General features: G+C 70.5%; 13 protein-coding genes. 3 read left to right on the top strand and 10 right to left on the bottom strand.

The window, feature by feature from the left end:
• A partial coding sequence (locus VET29_RS42455; RefSeq protein ID WP_324932721.1) for a condensation domain-containing protein occupies positions 1-2,057 on the bottom strand: 2,057 nt, incomplete at its 3' end.
• Positions 2,058-2,333: 276 nt separating this feature from the next.
• Between VET29_RS42455 and VET29_RS42450 the strand changes: the two genes are divergently transcribed.
• A complete protein-coding gene (locus VET29_RS42450; RefSeq protein WP_324932718.1) occupies positions 2,334-3,350 on the top strand; it encodes a helix-turn-helix transcriptional regulator in 1,017 nt (338 codons plus the stop codon).
• A gap of 3 nt (positions 3,351-3,353) precedes the next feature.
• Here VET29_RS42450 and VET29_RS42445 read toward each other — a convergent pair whose 3' ends face one another.
• Complete coding sequence (locus VET29_RS42445; protein ID WP_324932715.1) at positions 3,354-4,412, bottom strand: ornithine cyclodeaminase; 1,059 nt, start codon at positions 4,410-4,412, stop codon at positions 3,354-3,356.
• Positions 4,413-4,429: 17 nt separating this feature from the next.
• A complete protein-coding gene (locus tag VET29_RS42440) occupies positions 4,430-6,085 on the bottom strand; it encodes an AfsR/SARP family transcriptional regulator (protein ID WP_414636759.1) in 1,656 nt (551 codons plus the stop codon).
• A 414-nt stretch (positions 6,086-6,499) separates the two neighbouring features.
• On the opposite strand from VET29_RS42440, the gene VET29_RS42435 reads away from it, so the two are divergent.
• Complete coding sequence (locus VET29_RS42435; protein WP_324932710.1) at positions 6,500-7,729, top strand: MFS transporter; 1,230 nt, start codon at positions 6,500-6,502, stop codon at positions 7,727-7,729.
• A gap of 98 nt (positions 7,730-7,827) precedes the next feature.
• Here the strand turns inward: VET29_RS42435 and VET29_RS42430 are convergent, their stop codons facing one another.
• The 6 genes from VET29_RS42430 to VET29_RS42405 all read right to left on the bottom strand — a co-directional run bounded on the left by VET29_RS42430 (position 7,828) and on the right by VET29_RS42405 (position 14,355).
• Positions 7,828-8,370 carry a flavin reductase family protein gene (locus VET29_RS42430; RefSeq protein ID WP_324932706.1) on the bottom strand — a complete coding sequence of 181 codons (543 nt, stop codon included), beginning with the start codon at positions 8,368-8,370 and terminating at the stop codon, positions 7,828-7,830.
• Positions 8,371-8,416: 46 nt separating this feature from the next.
• Positions 8,417-9,955 (bottom strand): tryptophan halogenase family protein, encoded by a 1,539-nt coding sequence (locus tag VET29_RS42425; protein ID WP_324932703.1) that lies wholly within the window; start codon positions 9,953-9,955, stop codon positions 8,417-8,419.
• A gap of 77 nt (positions 9,956-10,032) precedes the next feature.
• Positions 10,033-11,385: an NAD(P)/FAD-dependent oxidoreductase gene (locus VET29_RS42420; protein ID WP_324932700.1), complete on the bottom strand. Its 1,353-nt coding sequence runs from the start codon at positions 11,383-11,385 to the stop codon at positions 10,033-10,035.
• A complete protein-coding gene (locus VET29_RS42415) occupies positions 11,382-11,672 on the bottom strand; it encodes an acyl carrier protein (protein WP_324932697.1) in 291 nt (96 codons plus the stop codon). Before VET29_RS42415 ends, VET29_RS42420 begins: the two co-directional genes overlap by 4 nt.
• On the bottom strand, positions 11,669-13,216 hold the full coding sequence (locus VET29_RS42410; RefSeq protein WP_324932694.1) for an amino acid adenylation domain-containing protein: 1,548 nt from the start codon (positions 13,214-13,216) through the stop codon (positions 11,669-11,671). The genes VET29_RS42415 and VET29_RS42410 overlap by 4 nt, the downstream gene beginning before the upstream one ends.
• The gene (locus VET29_RS42405; RefSeq protein WP_324932690.1) at positions 13,213-14,355 is read right to left on the bottom strand and encodes an acyl-CoA dehydrogenase family protein; all 1,143 of its coding nucleotides are present in this window, start codon (positions 14,353-14,355) and stop codon (positions 13,213-13,215) included. Before VET29_RS42405 ends, VET29_RS42410 begins: the two co-directional genes overlap by 4 nt.
• A gap of 270 nt (positions 14,356-14,625) precedes the next feature.
• Between VET29_RS42405 and VET29_RS42400 the strand changes: the two genes are divergently transcribed.
• Complete coding sequence (locus tag VET29_RS42400; RefSeq protein ID WP_324932688.1) at positions 14,626-15,123, top strand: hypothetical protein; 498 nt, start codon at positions 14,626-14,628, stop codon at positions 15,121-15,123.
• On the opposite strand, the gene VET29_RS42395 is transcribed toward VET29_RS42400, so the two are convergent.
• Positions 15,072-15,577 (bottom strand): thioesterase II family protein (locus tag VET29_RS42395; protein ID WP_324932685.1); only part of this gene is annotated, 506 nt, incomplete at its 5' end. The two genes, VET29_RS42400 and VET29_RS42395, sit on opposite strands and share 52 nt — an antisense overlap.

Raw genomic sequence — 15,577 nt, 5'->3', positions numbered from 1 at the left:
GCGAGGTCGGCGGGCGTCAGATCCGCCGGGTCCGGCGGCAGGACCAGCCTCGCGCCGGCCACCAGTGCCGGCCAGATGTCCGCGCTCGCCGCGTCGAAGGCGGGGGAGACGTACTGCAGGACGCTGCTGTCCGAGTCGAGGCCGAACCTGGCCTCGTGGTCGAGCGCCAGGTTCGCCAACGCGCCGTGCTGGGCGATGACACCCTTCGGCGAGCCGGTCGAGCCGGACGTGTAGATCACGTTCGCCGCGCCGGCGGGGTCGATCGCGACCGGCTCCGGCCCGTGGGCGTGCCCCGGTCGGTTCGTCGCGGTCATCTCGACCAGGACCACCTCGGCCGGCAGCACGGCCCGGGCGGCCTTCCGGTCGGACACGAGCACGCACCGGGGCGCGCTGTCGGTCACCATGTGCTGGAGGCGCTCGCGCGGGTAGGTGAGGTCGAGGGGCAGGTAGCAACCACCGGCGCGGAGCACCGCCAGCATCGCCACGATCAGGTCGGGGGAGCGCGGCATGGCGATCCCGACGATGTCCTCGCGGCGGACCCCGATGCCGGTGAGGTGGGCGGCGAGCCGCCGGGCCCGTGTGTCGAGCTCGGCGTAGGTCAGCCGAGCCCCGTCACCGGCCACCGCGACCCGGTCCGGCTGCCGGTGCGCGACCTGGCGGACCAGGTCGACGACCGTCCGCCCGTCCCTGGCGCGCGCGGTGTCGTTGCGGTGGAGGAGCAGGTCGGTCCGCTCGGACTCGGTGAGCAGGTCGAACGAACGCAAGTCGCGGTCGGGATGGGTGGCGGTCGCGAGGACGAACGCGGTCCACCGGCGCAGGTCACCGGCGAGCCGGTCCACGCGGTGCCGGTTCGGGTTGGCGTCGACGGACAGCGCGAGGCCGTGCTCGATCGACCCACCGACCCCGAAGGCCATGTCGATGCTCGGACCGGAGGACAGGTTGACCGCGCTCGCCGGGGTGTCGCCGAACGACAGCTCCCTCGCGTAGGGCATGAAGTTGATGATCGGGCCGAGCGGCCCCTCGTCGGTGGACGGCACCTCAAGCGCCCGGCACAGGTCGTCGTACCGGAACCGTTCGTGCCGCTGCACCCTGCCCACCTCGCCGGCGACCGAGGGCAGCAACCGGCGCAGGGTCATCGACGGCGCGACGTGGAACCGCAGCGCGAGCGTGTTGGCGGACATGCCGGGGGTGCGCCGGGCCGCCTCGCCCCGGCGCGCGTTGCTCGCCAGCCCGAGCACGACGTCGTGCCGGCCGGTGATCCGTCGTAGGTAGCCGGCCGTGGCGGCGATCATCGCCAGCTGCCAGGTGGTGCCGAGGTGGGTGGCCGCGTCGTGCAGCAGGCGCGCGTCCCCGGGGGGCAGCGAGGCCACCTGGCGGGCTCGTATCCCGCTGTCCACGAGGTCGGCGAGCACGGCCGGCACCCGCATCGGCTCCGGCCGGTCGGCGTAGCGCCCGGTCCAGTAGGCACGGTCGCGGTCGAAGTCCTCGCTCGCCCGGTACCTCTCGTCCCTGGCCACCAGGGTGGAGAGGTCGCCGAGCGGCGGCGTCGTCCGCTCCCCGCCGGTGGCCAGGGACGTGTAGATGTCCGCGAGCGTGCTCTGCTGAACGTGCATGCTGTGCCCGTCGGTGACCAGGTGGTGCATGCGCAGGTAGAGCAGGTGCCGGTCGTCCGAGGTCCGCAACAGCGCGAACCGGGACAGCGGGCCCTCGCCGAGGTCGACCGGCGCGTCGAGGTCGCGGTACATCCAGTCGAGCGCCGCCGCCTCCGGCACCGCCGCGTGGCGCATGTCCAGTTCCTGCAGACCGGCCGGTCGGTCGTCGATCACCTGGAACAGCCGGCCGGTGTCGCTCTCCTCCACCCGCAGTACCCGCGTCGCGTCCGCCTCCGCGGACAGGGTGGACCACGCCCGCCGGAACAGCGGGAGGTCGATGGGGCCACTCAGCGCGAGGTACTCGGCGCAGGTGTACCGGCGCGCGGTCGGGTCTTGTTGATGAGCGAACCAGACTCCCCGCTGCGCGCTCGACAGCGGTAGTCGTCCGTGGTTCCCGGTGACCATGTCACTCCCGTCGCGCTCACCGCACAAGTGGACAGTGAGGCGATCGTCGGAGTGCCAGCTATGTTCGACCTATACCACCCGTTGTTCCCCACCCCAACGGCACAGCGAATGCCCGTTCGTGTTTCTTTCCGCATGGGAATGTGGTTTTCGGATGATCATGTCCGCCAACGCGTTCTCGGCGGCGCGACCCGCGTCCTTTCTCGCTAGTGTCGTAGTCATGATCGGGGACGGCGCGGTGATGGGGATGTCCGCGCCGATTGTGAAAGGGACACACGATTGCAGTTGCTCAACCTCAGCGTGGACGCGGGGATCGTCTACCAGACCATGATCAAGTATCCGGGGGTTGGCATTGTCGAGCTGAGCCTGTGGCTGACCTGGTCGGAGGACCGGATGAACCAGGTGCTCGCGGAGCTGGAGTACCTCGGGTTGATCAAGCCCGGCTGGCAGGGGCAGGACCTGCCGGCACTGGCCGACCCGGACAAGGCGTTGCGGGATCTGCTGGTGCGGCAGGAATCCGCGCTCGCCTGGCATCAGGAGGACATGTCCCGCAGCCGCGAGCTGGTGTCGAGCATGCTCGCCGAGTACCAGCAGGCACAGGCGGGGCAGAGCGAGTTCCCCAACCAGCGGGTGCTCGGTTCCGAGGCGGTGCAGGCGTTCGCCGATCGCCTGGCCGACAGCTGCACCTCGGAGATGGTGTCGTTCTCCCCGGGTGGACCGCCGAGAGGCGAGCAGGAGCAGGCGGACCGCGCCGAGGACCTGCGGCTCCTGAGCCGCCACGTGCGGATCCGCAGGCTCTACCTGGACAGCATCACCAACGACGGCTCGGCGATCGGCTACGCCCGCTGGCTCGTCTCGAAGGGCGGTGACGTGCGGACCGTGCCGACGCTGCCGGTGCGGATGTCCATCTACGACCGGACCGTGGCGATCGTGGCGATCGACCCGCTGCGGTCGGACGACGGGATCATGGTGTTGCGGGACGCCGGGGTGCTGGTGGCGCTCTGCGCGTTCTTCGACTACGCCTGGGAACCGGCGACCAGGCTCGGCGCACCGTCCAACCGGGACATGGAGGGGCTGACCGGGCAGGACCGGGAGGTGCTCCGGCTGCTCGCCGACGGGCACACCGACGCGGTCGTCGCGCGGAAGCTCGGGATCTCGGTGCGCACCACCCGCCGGATGACCGCCGAGCTCGCCGAACGGCTCGGCGCCCGCAGCCGGTTCCAACTCGGGGTGCGGGCGGCCGAGGTCGGCTGGCTGTCGGTTCGGGGGCGCGTGGAGCCGCCGGCCACCGTCTGACGGTCACCGCGAGAGCAGTTGGCCGATGCCGGCCCGCTCGGCCTCGGCCGCGACGAGGTGGGCGACCGCGATGTCCAGCACCGCCATCCCGGACGCGCTGCACACCACGATGTCGGTGTCGGCACCGCGTCCACGGTGGACGCCGGTGACGATCTCACCGAGGGTCGCGTCCACCGTCCGCGCGGACAGGCTCCGGCCGCCGACCTGGTCGGCGACGATGCCGGACGGGGAGAGCAGGTCGCCCGCCCGGTACATGCGCCCGAGCAGTCTGCGGTTGTCGTCGGTGACGAGATCCCAGTCGTCGATGACGAGCAGGTCGCAGCGCTGCACGACCTCGGGCAGCAGGTCGTCGATCGACACGGTGGACACCAGCGTGCCCTCGGTCAGCCAGTCCCATGGGATGTAGCCCTCGGTCACGGTCGTCGCGGTGACCACCAGGTCCACCTCGGTGACACACTGGCTCGCCATCGGCACGACCACGACCCGCGCGTCCGGATAGCTGGCCGCGGCCCGCTCCCGGAACGCCTCGGCGCGCCCCGTGTCCACGTCGAACAGGCGCACCTCGGCCAGGGTCGGCAGGGCGTCCATCAACAGCGGCAGGTGGGTCCTCGCCTGGGTACCGCAGCCGATCAGGCCAAGGCTGCGCATCCCCTTGCGCCCCAGCGTCCGCGCGGCGATCACGGTCACCGCGGCCGCGCACAGCGCGCTGATGTGCGCGGCCGCGACGAGCACACGCGGACGCGCGGTCTCGTCGTCCAGCAGGACGGTGATGCCCTCCGACCGGGGGAGGCCGTTGGCGGCGTTGCCCGCGCCGGAGACGATCGCCCTGAGCCCGACCGCGCGGCCGGTGTCGAGGTCGACCATCGCCGGCGTCGCGTGGCACTGGTTGAGCACGCGGCCGGGCGTCCGCCACCGCATGACCGCCTGCTCGGTCAGGACCACCCGGTCCTCACTGTGCAGCCGCAGGATCTCGGTCACCACGGCGACCAGGTCGATGGTGGCGACCGCCAGCAGGACGTCGTCCCGCCCGAGGTAGCGGAAGGCTTTTTCTCTTGTGGTCATCGTCCCCTCGGAGGCGGTCAGCCGGCCTTGCAGAGCAGCTCCTCGCCGCTGGCGAGGGCGAGCACGAGCCCTGGCAGCCGGTACCGGTCGCCGGTCCGGGTGTCGGTGCGGACCATGTGGGCGGAGACCAGCTCGTCCAGCAGGTCGACGGTGTCCATGACGGACAGTTCGAGCAGCTCGGCCGCGGTGGTCGCGACGAACGGGGCGTTGCCGAGGCCGGTCAGGCGGTGCAGTGCGTCCCGCAGACCGGCCGGGAGTGCGAGGTATGCGGGCATCAACCGTTCCCTGACCAGCAGGTCGCCGGTGTGCAGCTCGTCGAGGACCCGCTGCGGGTCGGCGAGCCGGTCGGCGAGCCTGCTCAGCGGCCAGTGCGTGCGGGTGGCCAGCCGGGCGCCGCAGACGCGCACCGCGATCGGCAGGTGGTCGCACAGGTCGGCGATGCGCGCGGCCGTGCCGGACTCGTTCTCCACCCGGTCGGCGCCGACGATCTTCTCCAGCAACCGCAACGACTCCCGGGGCGTGAACAGGTCGAGTGGGACCCTGGCCGCGCCCTCGAGCGCGGCGAGCGGGGACCGGCTGGTGATCAGCACGCCACAGGACGCGGCGCCGGGCAGCAGGGGACGGACCTGGCGCTCGTCGTGGGCGTCGTCGAGGATCAGCAGGGTACGGGTGCCGGCGAGGCTGCGCCGGTACAGCTCCACCCGGGCCGGGAAGGACTCCGGCAACTCGGCGACCGGGATCCCGAGGCGGGCGAGCAGCGAGTCGAGGATGGCGGCCGCGGATGGCGGCTCGGGGTGTCGACCGCCGAGGTCGACGAGCAGCTGCCGGTCCGGGTACTGCTTGCGCAGCAGCCGGGCAACGCGCAGGGCGAGCGTGGTCTTGCCGACCCCGCCCATGCCGCTGATCGTGCACACCGTCGTCGCGGTGTCCTGGTCACGCCGTCCGGTGAGCACCGTGCGCGCCTGCTCGGTCTCCCGCTCCCGGCCGACGAAGTCGCTTGGCTCCGGCGGGAGCGCGAACCCGGGAGCCGCCTCGGCGCGGCGGGCCGTGAGCTGGGTCGACGGGCTGGGCGGGACGGAGGTCAGGATGGACTGGTGCAGGTCCTGCAGCTCGGTCGACGGGTCGAGGCCGAGCGTCTCGGCAAGGGTGGTGCGGAAGTCCTGGTAGACGTGTAGAGCGTCGGCTGTGCGGCCACTGCGGTGCAGCGCGACCATGAGCTGCATGCGTGGCCGCTCACGTAATGGCTCCGTCGCGGTGAGCGCGGTGAGCTCGGTGATCAGCGGCCGGTGTCCGCCGATGGCCAGCTCGGCGTCGATGCACTTCTCCAGCACGGTGAGCCGCGCCTCCTCCAGGCGGGGCAGCTCCATCGCGGCGAGGTAGTCGGTGACCCCGCCGAGCGCCTGGCCGTTCCACTGGGCCAGCGCCCCCCGTAACAGCCTGCTCGCCTCGGTGTGCTGGCCGGCGGCGAGTGCCGCGCTGCCCTTGGCGGCCAGGATCTCGAACTCGACGAGGTCGATCCTGGTCCGGTCGGCCGCGGTCAGCTCGAGCCGGTAACCCGGTGGCTGGCGCGTGATCGACGCACCGGCGCCGAGCAGGCAGCGCAGCCGGGAGGCGTAGGTCTGGATCTGGGCCTGGGTGGTCGCCGGGAGGTTCTCGTCCCACAACATCTGCATCAGGCGGGCGTCGGAGACGACGCGACCTCGGGCGAGTAACAAGGATGCAAGGAATGTTCGCATCTTAGAGCCGCGCACCTCGATGCGGGTGTCCCCGGCCCATGCCCCGACGCTTCCCAGCACCTGAAACCTCATTGGTTCTCCTATCGCGCCCCATGTGTCGGTACGACCCTGATAGGCCCGGTAGAGCCCGACCAACCCGACCGGCGCCAGGATGGTCATAAATTCTCACAGTTGTTAGCTATCTGGTTTGGCAGGAACAGGCCTTGGCAGGATGTGGACTTCTCGTGACCGCTCGGTTGCCGAAAGTAGGAACCCGAGCGGGCGTGGACGCTCCTGCCGGTATAGGAGCGCCATAGCCGCCGTCGCCAGGGTGGGTGGTATGTGTGACCAGACCCGTGCGCGGAGCGGGACGTGACCGCCGAGCCCGTCGCCGCGCCGGACTCCGTACCGCTGCGCCGCAACCGCGACTTCTTCCTGCTGTGGACCGGTGCCGGTTTCTCGGAGCTCGGCGCACGGATGAGCGTGATCGCGTTCCCGCTGGTGCTCGTGTGGTACGAGCAGTCGCCGCTGGGGGCGGGCATCGTTGCCTTCGCCGGACTGCTGCCGTCCCTCGTGCTGCAGCTGCCGGCCGGGGTCCTGGTCGACCGGTGGGACCGGCGCAGGCTGATGGTCGTCTGCGACGCGATCGCCGCGGTCGCCATGGCCAGCGCGGCGGTCGCGCTGGCGTTCGGGGTGGTGTGGCTGCCACACCTGTGCGTGGTCGCCTTCCTCGAGGGCAGCTGCATGATCTTCTACCTGCTCGCCGAACGCGCCGCCGTGCGCAACGTCGTCGAGCCGGACCAGCTGCCGACCGCGATCTCGCAGAACGAGGCCCGGGGCAGGGCGGCGGGTCTGCTCGGCCAGCCGGCGGGCAGCGCGCTGTTCGCGGTGCTGTGGTGGCTGCCGTTCGCCGCGACCGCCGTGGGCCACCTGGTCGCGCTGACCAACGTGGCGTTGATCCGCAAGAAGCTCCAGGCGCCGCGGGAACCGAGGCCACTGAGCCTCAGGCGGGACCTGGTCGCGGGCGTGCACTGGCTGTGGGGCCAGAAGTTCATGCGCAGTGCGACGTTGCTGGTCGCGGCGACGAACTTCCTCGCCCAGATCGTCACCCTGACGGCGATCCTGATGATCAGGGACCTCGGTGGCTCGGCGGCGATCACCGGGCTGATCGGCACGGCGGGCGGCATCGGGGGCGTGTGCGGTGCGCTGCTCGGTGCCGTGCTGCTGCGCGGGCTCTCGCTCGGCGGTGTCGTGCTGCTCGACCTTGCCGCCCGCGCCGTGCTGATCCCGGTGATGGCGTTCACCACCGTCCTGCCGCTGCTGTTCGTGCCGTTCGTCCTGATGTCCTTCAGCGGGGCGGTGCTCAACGTCGGCGCCGGGTCCTACCTCGCCCGGATCGTGCCGGACGAGCTACACGGCCGGGCGATGAGCGCCATCCTGCTGACCTCGTGGGGTGCCAACTCCGCCGGTGCGCTGGTCGGCGGCCTGATGCTCACCACGCTCGCCGCGTCGGCGACGCTGCTCTGGGCCGGTGGGTTCGTCGCGGCGATCCTGGTGGTGGCCGTGCTCAGCCCCACCATCCGTGGCGCCGGCGCTCGTTGAGCGGATCCCGCGCGCGGACGTTGCGCCGCCGGACAGAGAGAAGCTCCGCCGGGCCGGCCCGGCGGAGCTTCTCGTTCGGAGCTTCTCGTTCGGCGGCGTCAGGTCGCCGGGTCCAGCGGCTCGGGCCGCCGGGAGAACGACCGCATGCCGTACAGCAGCGGAGTGTCCGGCCCGCTCTCGGTGTCGAGTGCGATGTCGAGCACGCTGCCGAACAGCACGACGTGGTCGCCGACGGTGTGCATGTCGGTCACCACGCACTCGGCGATCGCGAACGCGTCACCGACCAGCCGGGGCAGCCCGCAGTACGGGGAGGGCTCCCAGGACACCGAGGCGAACCGGTCGGGGGCGCGGGAGGCGAACACCTCCGCCGTCGGCCGCGCCCGTTCCGCGAGCAGGTTCACCGCGAACGCGCCACTCTCCCTGACCGCGGCCAGCGTGCCGGCGCGCCGGTCGAGGCAGACCAGCAGCGTCGGCGGTTCGAGCGTGACGCTGACCAGCGAGTTGCAGGTGAGCCCGTGTGGCCGGCCGGATCCGTCGACGGACGTGACGACCGTGACGCCGGTGAAGTAGCCGTTCATGAAACCTCTGAGGGCCGCCGAGGTCACCCCCACCATGCGGGGATGCAGCCGGATCGCCTCCATGTCGTTCCCCTTTCGATCGTCCGGCCGGGCACGGTTGCTCGCGAGGTCAGTCGTTGATGCTCTTGAGGTACTCGTAGCAGCTGGGCAGGGCGGCGGCCATCTCCTCGCCCTCGGCCTTCAGCTTGGCGAACTCGGCACGTGCGTTGGCCGGATCGATGTGTCGCAGGGCCGGCCGCGCGCCGCGCGGGATCCGGCCGAGCCCGAGGTTCATCGTGTTCCACGAGTAGCTCTCGAACCCGTGGTAGAACGGGTAGATCGTCTCCTCGTCGAGCAACTGGGCCTCGGCGAGGTCGAGTGTCTCCCGCACGTTCTCCGGCAGCACCCTGGTCTTGGTCTCCTTCCAGTACGGCGTGTCCTCGCGGTCGGCCGCCCGGTAGTGCAGGACCAGGAACTCCTTGACGCCGTCCACGGCCCGGTTGATCCGCCGGTTGTACGCGGCGATCGTCCGCTCGTCGAACCCGGCGTCGGGGAAGTGCTTCACCAGCTGTTCGATCGCGTGCTGGATGAAGAAGATCCCGGTGGACTCCAACGGCTCGACGAACGCGCTGGACAGTCCGATCGCGACACAGTTGTGCTTCCAGGAGTGCTCGTTGCGGCCGATCCGCATCCGGATGTGGTTGGCCACCAGGTCGTCCCTGCCCGGGGCGACCTTCTCCCGCAACTCCCGCTCGGCCTCCTCCGGGGTGATGAACTGGTCGGAGTAGACGTAGCCGTTTCCGTTGCGGCGGAACAGCGGGATCGTCCACGCCCAGCCAGCCGACATCGCGGTCGCGGTGGTGTAGGGGTCCATGTCGGTGGCGTCCTCGCGCGGCACCCGCAGGGCCACCGCCCGGTTGTTCGGCAGGACGTCCTCGAAGGACTGGAACCTCTCGCCGAGCGCCTTGTTGATCAGCAGTGCGCGGAAGCCGGTGCAGTCGACGTACAGGTCGCCGGTGACCGTGCCGTGCTCGTCGGTGCGTACCCCGGAGATCCAGCCCCGGCTGTCCTGGTCGACCTCGCGCACGTTGTCGACCACGTGCCGCACGCCGCGGGCGACGGCGTACTCGGCGAGGAACCTGGCCACCGCGTCGGCGTCGAAGTGGTAGGCGTAGGGGAACTGGGCGCGCTGGTCGTCCAGCGTGGACCTGCCGAGCGAGCCGTCGAGGCTGGACACGAACAGCGACCCGTCGAGCATCCGTGGCGAGCGCTTGGCCTCGCAGAGCATCGGGGTGATGAAGCAGGACTGGTCGAACGGCTGGCTGCGGTCACCGAGCTCGAGCCACCACTCGGCGAGGCTGAACCCGTCCGCGGAGCGCAGGCGCTCGAAGGGGTGGTAGAAGTAGTCGCCGGGCTTGCGCCAGTTCTCGAAGCGGATGCCGAGCTTGTAGCTGCCGGCGCATTTCGGCAACCATTCCCGCTCGTCCAGGCCGAGGTAGTCGAAGAAATGCCGGACCGTGCTGAACGTGGCCTCGCCGACGCCGATTCGGGACACCTGCTGGGACTCGATGAGAGTCACATCAATTCTGTCGCCGAAAGCGGCCTTCAGATACGAGGCCGACATCCATCCCGCGGTGCCACCGCCTACGATTACTACGGACCGAATCATATTCGCACTTCCCTCGTCGCAACAATGTCAGGATGTTGATATGACGGTGCGCGTGTCGTCCATACTGTCGCTATAACTCAGAAACTGGGCGCGGACGTCGGCGCACGCAGTGAGCCGAGGTACGGGTGCCACAGGTGTTCCGGATCGGCCTCGACCGCGGCGACCACCTCACGCATCGCGGCGAGCGCCTTGGGCTCGGTACCGTCGTACACGTCGCCCTGCAGCATCTTGAGCACGTCGATGCGGTAACGCGGGTCCTGCACGAACGCGGTGAACAACACGTTGAGCCGGTAGTAGATGGAGATGAACTCGTACCAGTACTTCACCGCGTTGCGCAGCTTGGTCTCGTACGTGTCGAACCGCTTCTTCGTGAAGTCGCCCGCCTCGTGCGCGGCGATGATGTCCTGGCAGGCGATGCGCGCGCTGTTGAGGGCGACGCTCACCCCGCTGGAGAAGATCGGGTCGACGAACCGGGCCGCGTCGCCGATCAACACGAACCGGTCGCCGCAGATCTGTTTCATCGCGTAGCTGTAGTCGCCCTCGACCTTGAACGGCCGGATCTGCTCTGCCTTCCTGAGCTGCTCCGCCAGTTCCGGCCTGCTGCCGACGAAGTCCCAGAAGAACTTCTCCCGGTCGGTGTTCGCCTCGACGAACCGCTTCTTCTGGGTGACCACACCGATGCTGGTGATGGTGTCGGTGATCGGGATCTGCCAGACCCAGGTGTCCTTGATCGGCAGGAAGTGCACGAAGATGTGGTCGACCATCGCGGCACTCGGGCTCAGGGCCTCCCGGTCCAGCCCCTCGAACCAGGTGTGCAGCGCGTACTGGTCGAACACCGGGTCGGACACCTTGAGCTTCAGCTTGCGCCCGACCACGGTCTGCCGGCCGGATGCGTCCACCACCAAGCGGGTGCTGAACACGGTGTCCTTAGTCCCGAACCGGACGGTCAGCTTCACCGAGTCCGGGTCGTCGAAGTCGACGTCGCGCACCCGGGCCCCGTTGAACACGGTCGCGCCCTGTTCCCGCGCGTGGCTCAGCAGGATCGCGTCGAACCGGCCGCGGTCGACGTGGAAGGTGTAGTCCCGGTCCACCCCCGGCTGGTCCCGCTCGACGAACTGCACGTCGGCCGACCAGTCGTGGGACAGCCCCTGGTAGCCCATGAACGGGATGTCCCGGGACTCGGCGGAGGTCCACGACGCGCCGAACTTCTTCGGGAAGTTCGCCTCGTCGATCTTGTCCAGCGCTCCGATCTCCAGCAGCACCGGGGTGGTCGCCGGTACCAGCGACTCACCGACGTGCGGCCGGGGGAACGTCTCGTCCTCGAACACGACGACCGACATGCCGGCCCGCGCGAGGTACGAGGCGGCGGTGGAACCCGCGGGCCCACCGCCGATGACCGCGACGTCGTAGTCGATGCTGTTGTCGCTCACGCCGGCTCCTTCTCGTTGGTGGCCACTGCTCCCGGCACCACCGAGTCGACGACGACCGCGGCGATGCTGGTGACGTCCCGGAAGTCCCGGGCGTTGATCCTGGTGGGGGAGACGTGCACGCCGAGTGCCTCACGCACGTGGTTGATCAGCACCGTCGTGCGCAGCGAGTCGAGGATTCCCCACTCCAGCAACGGGGTCGACTCGGTGAGCTCGCGGTCGTCGTCACCCCACAGGAACTCCTCGCGAATGAACTCCATCAACGCGAGCTCGACTTCCTGCTGTTTCACGGTGTTCTCCCTTCCGGGTTGGTCGATGCGGCGGCCACGGCACGTCTGCGTCCGTCCCGCTCGGCGAGGAGCTCGGTGTGCATGCGCACGAGCGCCGGTCGGTCGACCTTGCCGTTCCCGGTGTGGGGCAGGTCCTGGCCGACGTGCACGTGGCTGGGCAGGGCGTAGGAGGGGAGCAGCCTCGCCGCGTGTGCGGTGAGCGCGAGCGGCTTCGGGGTACGGCCGAGCGCCGGCACCACGAAGGCGACCAGGGCGGCGTCGATGCCGCTGCCCACCACGACGACGGTGGCCTCCTCGACGTCGGGGTGGCTGCCGAACGCCAGCTCGACCTCGCCGAGGCCGATCCGGTGGCCGCGCACCTTCACCGTGTGGTCCCGCCTGCCGACGTAGTCGAAGACCCCGTCCTCGAGCACCCGGACGATGTCCCCGGTCGGGTACGGCCCGCGCTGCGGAGGCGCGCCCCAGTAGCCGAGCATCACGGTGGGGCCGGCGGCCAGCAGCTCGCCCTCCTCGCCCGGCCCCGCGGTCGTCCCGTCCGGCCGGCGTGCCCAGACCGTGTCGCCGGAGCACGCGGCGCCGATCGGCACGGGGCGGTCGCGCGCCAGGTCCGCCGGCGTGACCTCGCGGAAGGTGCACACGTTGGTCTCGGTCGGCCCGTAGAGGTTGAGCAGCCGGGCTTTCGTCCAGCCCGCGAGCGCCCGCACCCCGCCGATGGGGAACGGCTCGCCGGCGAAGCAGACGGCCCGTAGCGCGGCCGGTGCGGGCCGGTCGAGCAGTCCGCCGTCGCGGAGCATCAGGATCAGCGCCGAGGGCACCGAGTACCAGACCGTGATCCGCCGCTCACGCAGGAACCGGACCAGCTGGACCGGGGCATAGGCGAGTTCGGCGGCGAGCAGGTGCACGGACGCACCGGCCGCGAACGCCGCGTACAGGTCGAGCACCGAGAGGTCGAACACGAGCGGCGCGTGGTTCGCCAGCCGGTCCTCCGGCCCGATTTCCAGCTCGGCCACGGCCCAGTCGACGAACGCGCGGGCGGTGCGGTGCCCGATGCAGACGCCCTTGGGGGTCCCGGTCGAGCCGGAGGTGTACAGGACATAGGCGAGGTCGTCGTCCTGGACCGGTTCGTTGACCGGCGTCACGTCGACGTCCGGTGAGCTGCGCAGGTCGAGACAGGCCGCGGTGCCGGCGATCGCGGTCGTGGCGGCGGGCAGCCGGCCGCTGTCGGTGCACACGGCGGCGGCCCCGCAGTCCGCGGCCAGCGCGGCCGCCCTGGCCACCGGCGCCGTGCCGTCCATCGGCACGTAGGCCGCGCCGAGCCGCAGCACACCCTGCATCGCGGCGAGGACGTCGGTCGACTTGTCCGACCACAGAACGACCCGGTCGCCGCGTCCGATGCCGAGGTCGCGCAACCGGTGCGCGAACCGGTTCGCCGCGTCGTCCAACTCGCGGTAGGTCAGCTCGTCCGAGCCACAGGTGATCGCGGTCCGGGCGGGGTGCGCCACCGCGCTGTCGATGGCGAGTTGGTGCAGGCTCGCTCCGGTCACAACCCCATCCCCCTCGCGACGAGCGTGCGGTGGATCTCGTTGGTGCCGGAGAAGATCCGGCTCGGCAGGGCGTCCCGCAGCTGCGCCTCGACGCCGGTCTCGGCCAGGTACCCGCTGCCGCCGAACACCTGGACCGCGGCGAGACCGTTGGCGATCGCGGCCTCCGAGACCGCGATCTTCGCGAGCGAGGTCTCGGTGACGGCGTTGCGGCCGTTGTCGATGAGCCAGCAGGCGCGCAGGAGCAGCAGCCGTGCGCTGTCGAGTCGTTGGCGCATCTCCGCTATCGGGTGCGCCACCGCCTGGAAGTCGCCGATCCGGCTGCCGAACTGGCGGCGCCGTCTGGCGTGCCGCACGCAGCTGCGCAGCTGGACGTCCATGAGCCCCAGGTAGATCGCGAACAGGCAGGCCCGCTCCCACCCCATGGAGTGCTGGAAGATCACGCTGCCCTGGCCGGGTTCGCCGAGAACCCGGTCGTGGGCAACCAGGGTGTCGGTCAGGGTGAGCCGGCCCGCCGGACAGCCGTGCAGCCCGGCCTTCACCAGCGGCGGCCCCACCTCGACGCCGGCCAGGTCCCGGTCGACGAGGAATCCGGTGGTGCCGAGAAACCCCGCGGCCGGGTCGGTCACCGCGTAGACCACGAAGACGTCGGCGAGCGGGGCGTTGCTGGAGAAGGACTTCTCCCCGGTGAGCCGGTACCCGTCCCGGGTCCCGACCGCCTTCATGCCGAGCGCGCCGGTGTCCGAGCCCGCGTCGTCCTCGGTGATCGCGTTGGCCGCGATCACCTCGCCGTTCGCGAGGCGGGGCAGCAGGCGCGCGGCGACCTCGTCGGTGGCGAAGTCGCGCACCGCCACCGCGCAGGCGAGCAGATGTGCGGCGACCCCGAACACGAGTCCGGTGTCGGGGCAGGCCCGGCCGAAGGTCTCCAGGCACAGCGCGGTGTCCAGCGCGCCGAGGGCCTGCCCACCGTGCTCGGCCGGCAGGCAGAGTCCGGTGAGGCCGAGCTCGGCGGCGGCCCGCCAGCGTTCCCTGGTGAAGTGCTGGTCCGCCGCGAACGGCCTGTTGTCGCCGAGCCGATCGCGTATCGCGGCGTCGAGCTCCTCGTCTCGGCGACGTTGCTCGCTGGTCAGAGCGAAGTCCATGTCCTTCTCCGATTCGGCGGTATCCGTCGGTCAGCTTCGGGCGGGTGCCTATATTTCGGCACTACCCGGTTCGATCGCCGGCGAATTCGCCCGTCCATATCCGAGCCATATCCCGAGAGCTGCGGATATAGCTCGAACAAAGCAGGAGCAGGGCCTAATCGGCCGGGCCCCTAGGGGCCGGTTCGGCAGATACCCAGGGTGATGCCCGATGCCCGGTCGGTGAGATCGCTGCTGAAGTGGGAGGTGAGTCGGGGATCCGGAGGGACGGGAATGGCCTACTGGCTGGGTATCGCGCTGGGCCTGTCGTTCGCCTTGGCGGTGGTTCCGGTGGGCAGCATCGAGGTCTTTCTCGTCGGACTGGTGCTCCATCGCCCGGACATCCCCTGGTTGCTGCTCGGTGCCGTGGTAGCCGTCGGCCAGGTGTTCGGCAAACTGGTCCACTATTACGCGGCGCGTGGGGTGTTACGTCTTCCCGCGTTCGTGAGGCCGTCGGCGGACGGGGAACCTGAGACGAAGGGCTGGCGCGGAAGGATGGCGAGAACGATGGCGAAGGCCGCCGACCGCGCCGATGAACGCCCGGGTTGGCTGCTCTCGGTGTTCGGCGTCAGCGCGCTGGTCGGGCTGCCGCCGTTCGGCGCGATGTCGGTGCTCGCCGGCGTGGTCGGGATGCGTGTGCCCGTCTTTCTCGGGGTGGCGCTGCCGGCCAGATGGCTTCGCTACTGCGGGTTGGCGGCGGCCCCGTCCGTTGTGCAGGGGATCCTGTTCTGACCCTCGCCCGGCAACGCCTCGGTGATCCCGTACAGCACGGTCTGGAGGTGCTGGTCGAGGTAGAAGTGGCCGCCGGGGAGGACGTCCAGTGCGAACCCGGCTTCGGTGTGGTCGGCCCAGGCCCGTACCTCCTCGACCGGGGCCTTCGGGTCGGCGTCGCCGACGATGGCGTGGATGGGGCACCGCAGCCGGGGACCGTGGCGGTACCGGTAGGTCTCGATGGCGGTGAAGTCGTTGCGGATGGCCGGAAGCGCCATCCGCACCAGCTCGGGGTCAACGGTAACCTCGCCTGCGGCGCCGCCGAGGGCGACCACCTCGGCCCACAGCCCCGCGTCGTCGAGCAGGTGGGACCGCTCGTCGCGGTGGACGCTGGGTGCCCGTCGCCCGGACACGAACAGCACCGCGGGGCCGGCTCCGTGCCGTTCGAGGCGGGCGGCGACCTCGAAGGCGGTCG

Source organism: Actinophytocola sp. (assembly GCF_035634895.1).
Classification (GTDB): Bacteria; Actinomycetota; Actinomycetes; order Mycobacteriales; family Pseudonocardiaceae; genus Actinophytocola.
The sequence above is the reverse complement of the archived record's forward strand: the minus strand, read 5'-3'. Positions and strand labels throughout refer to the sequence as shown.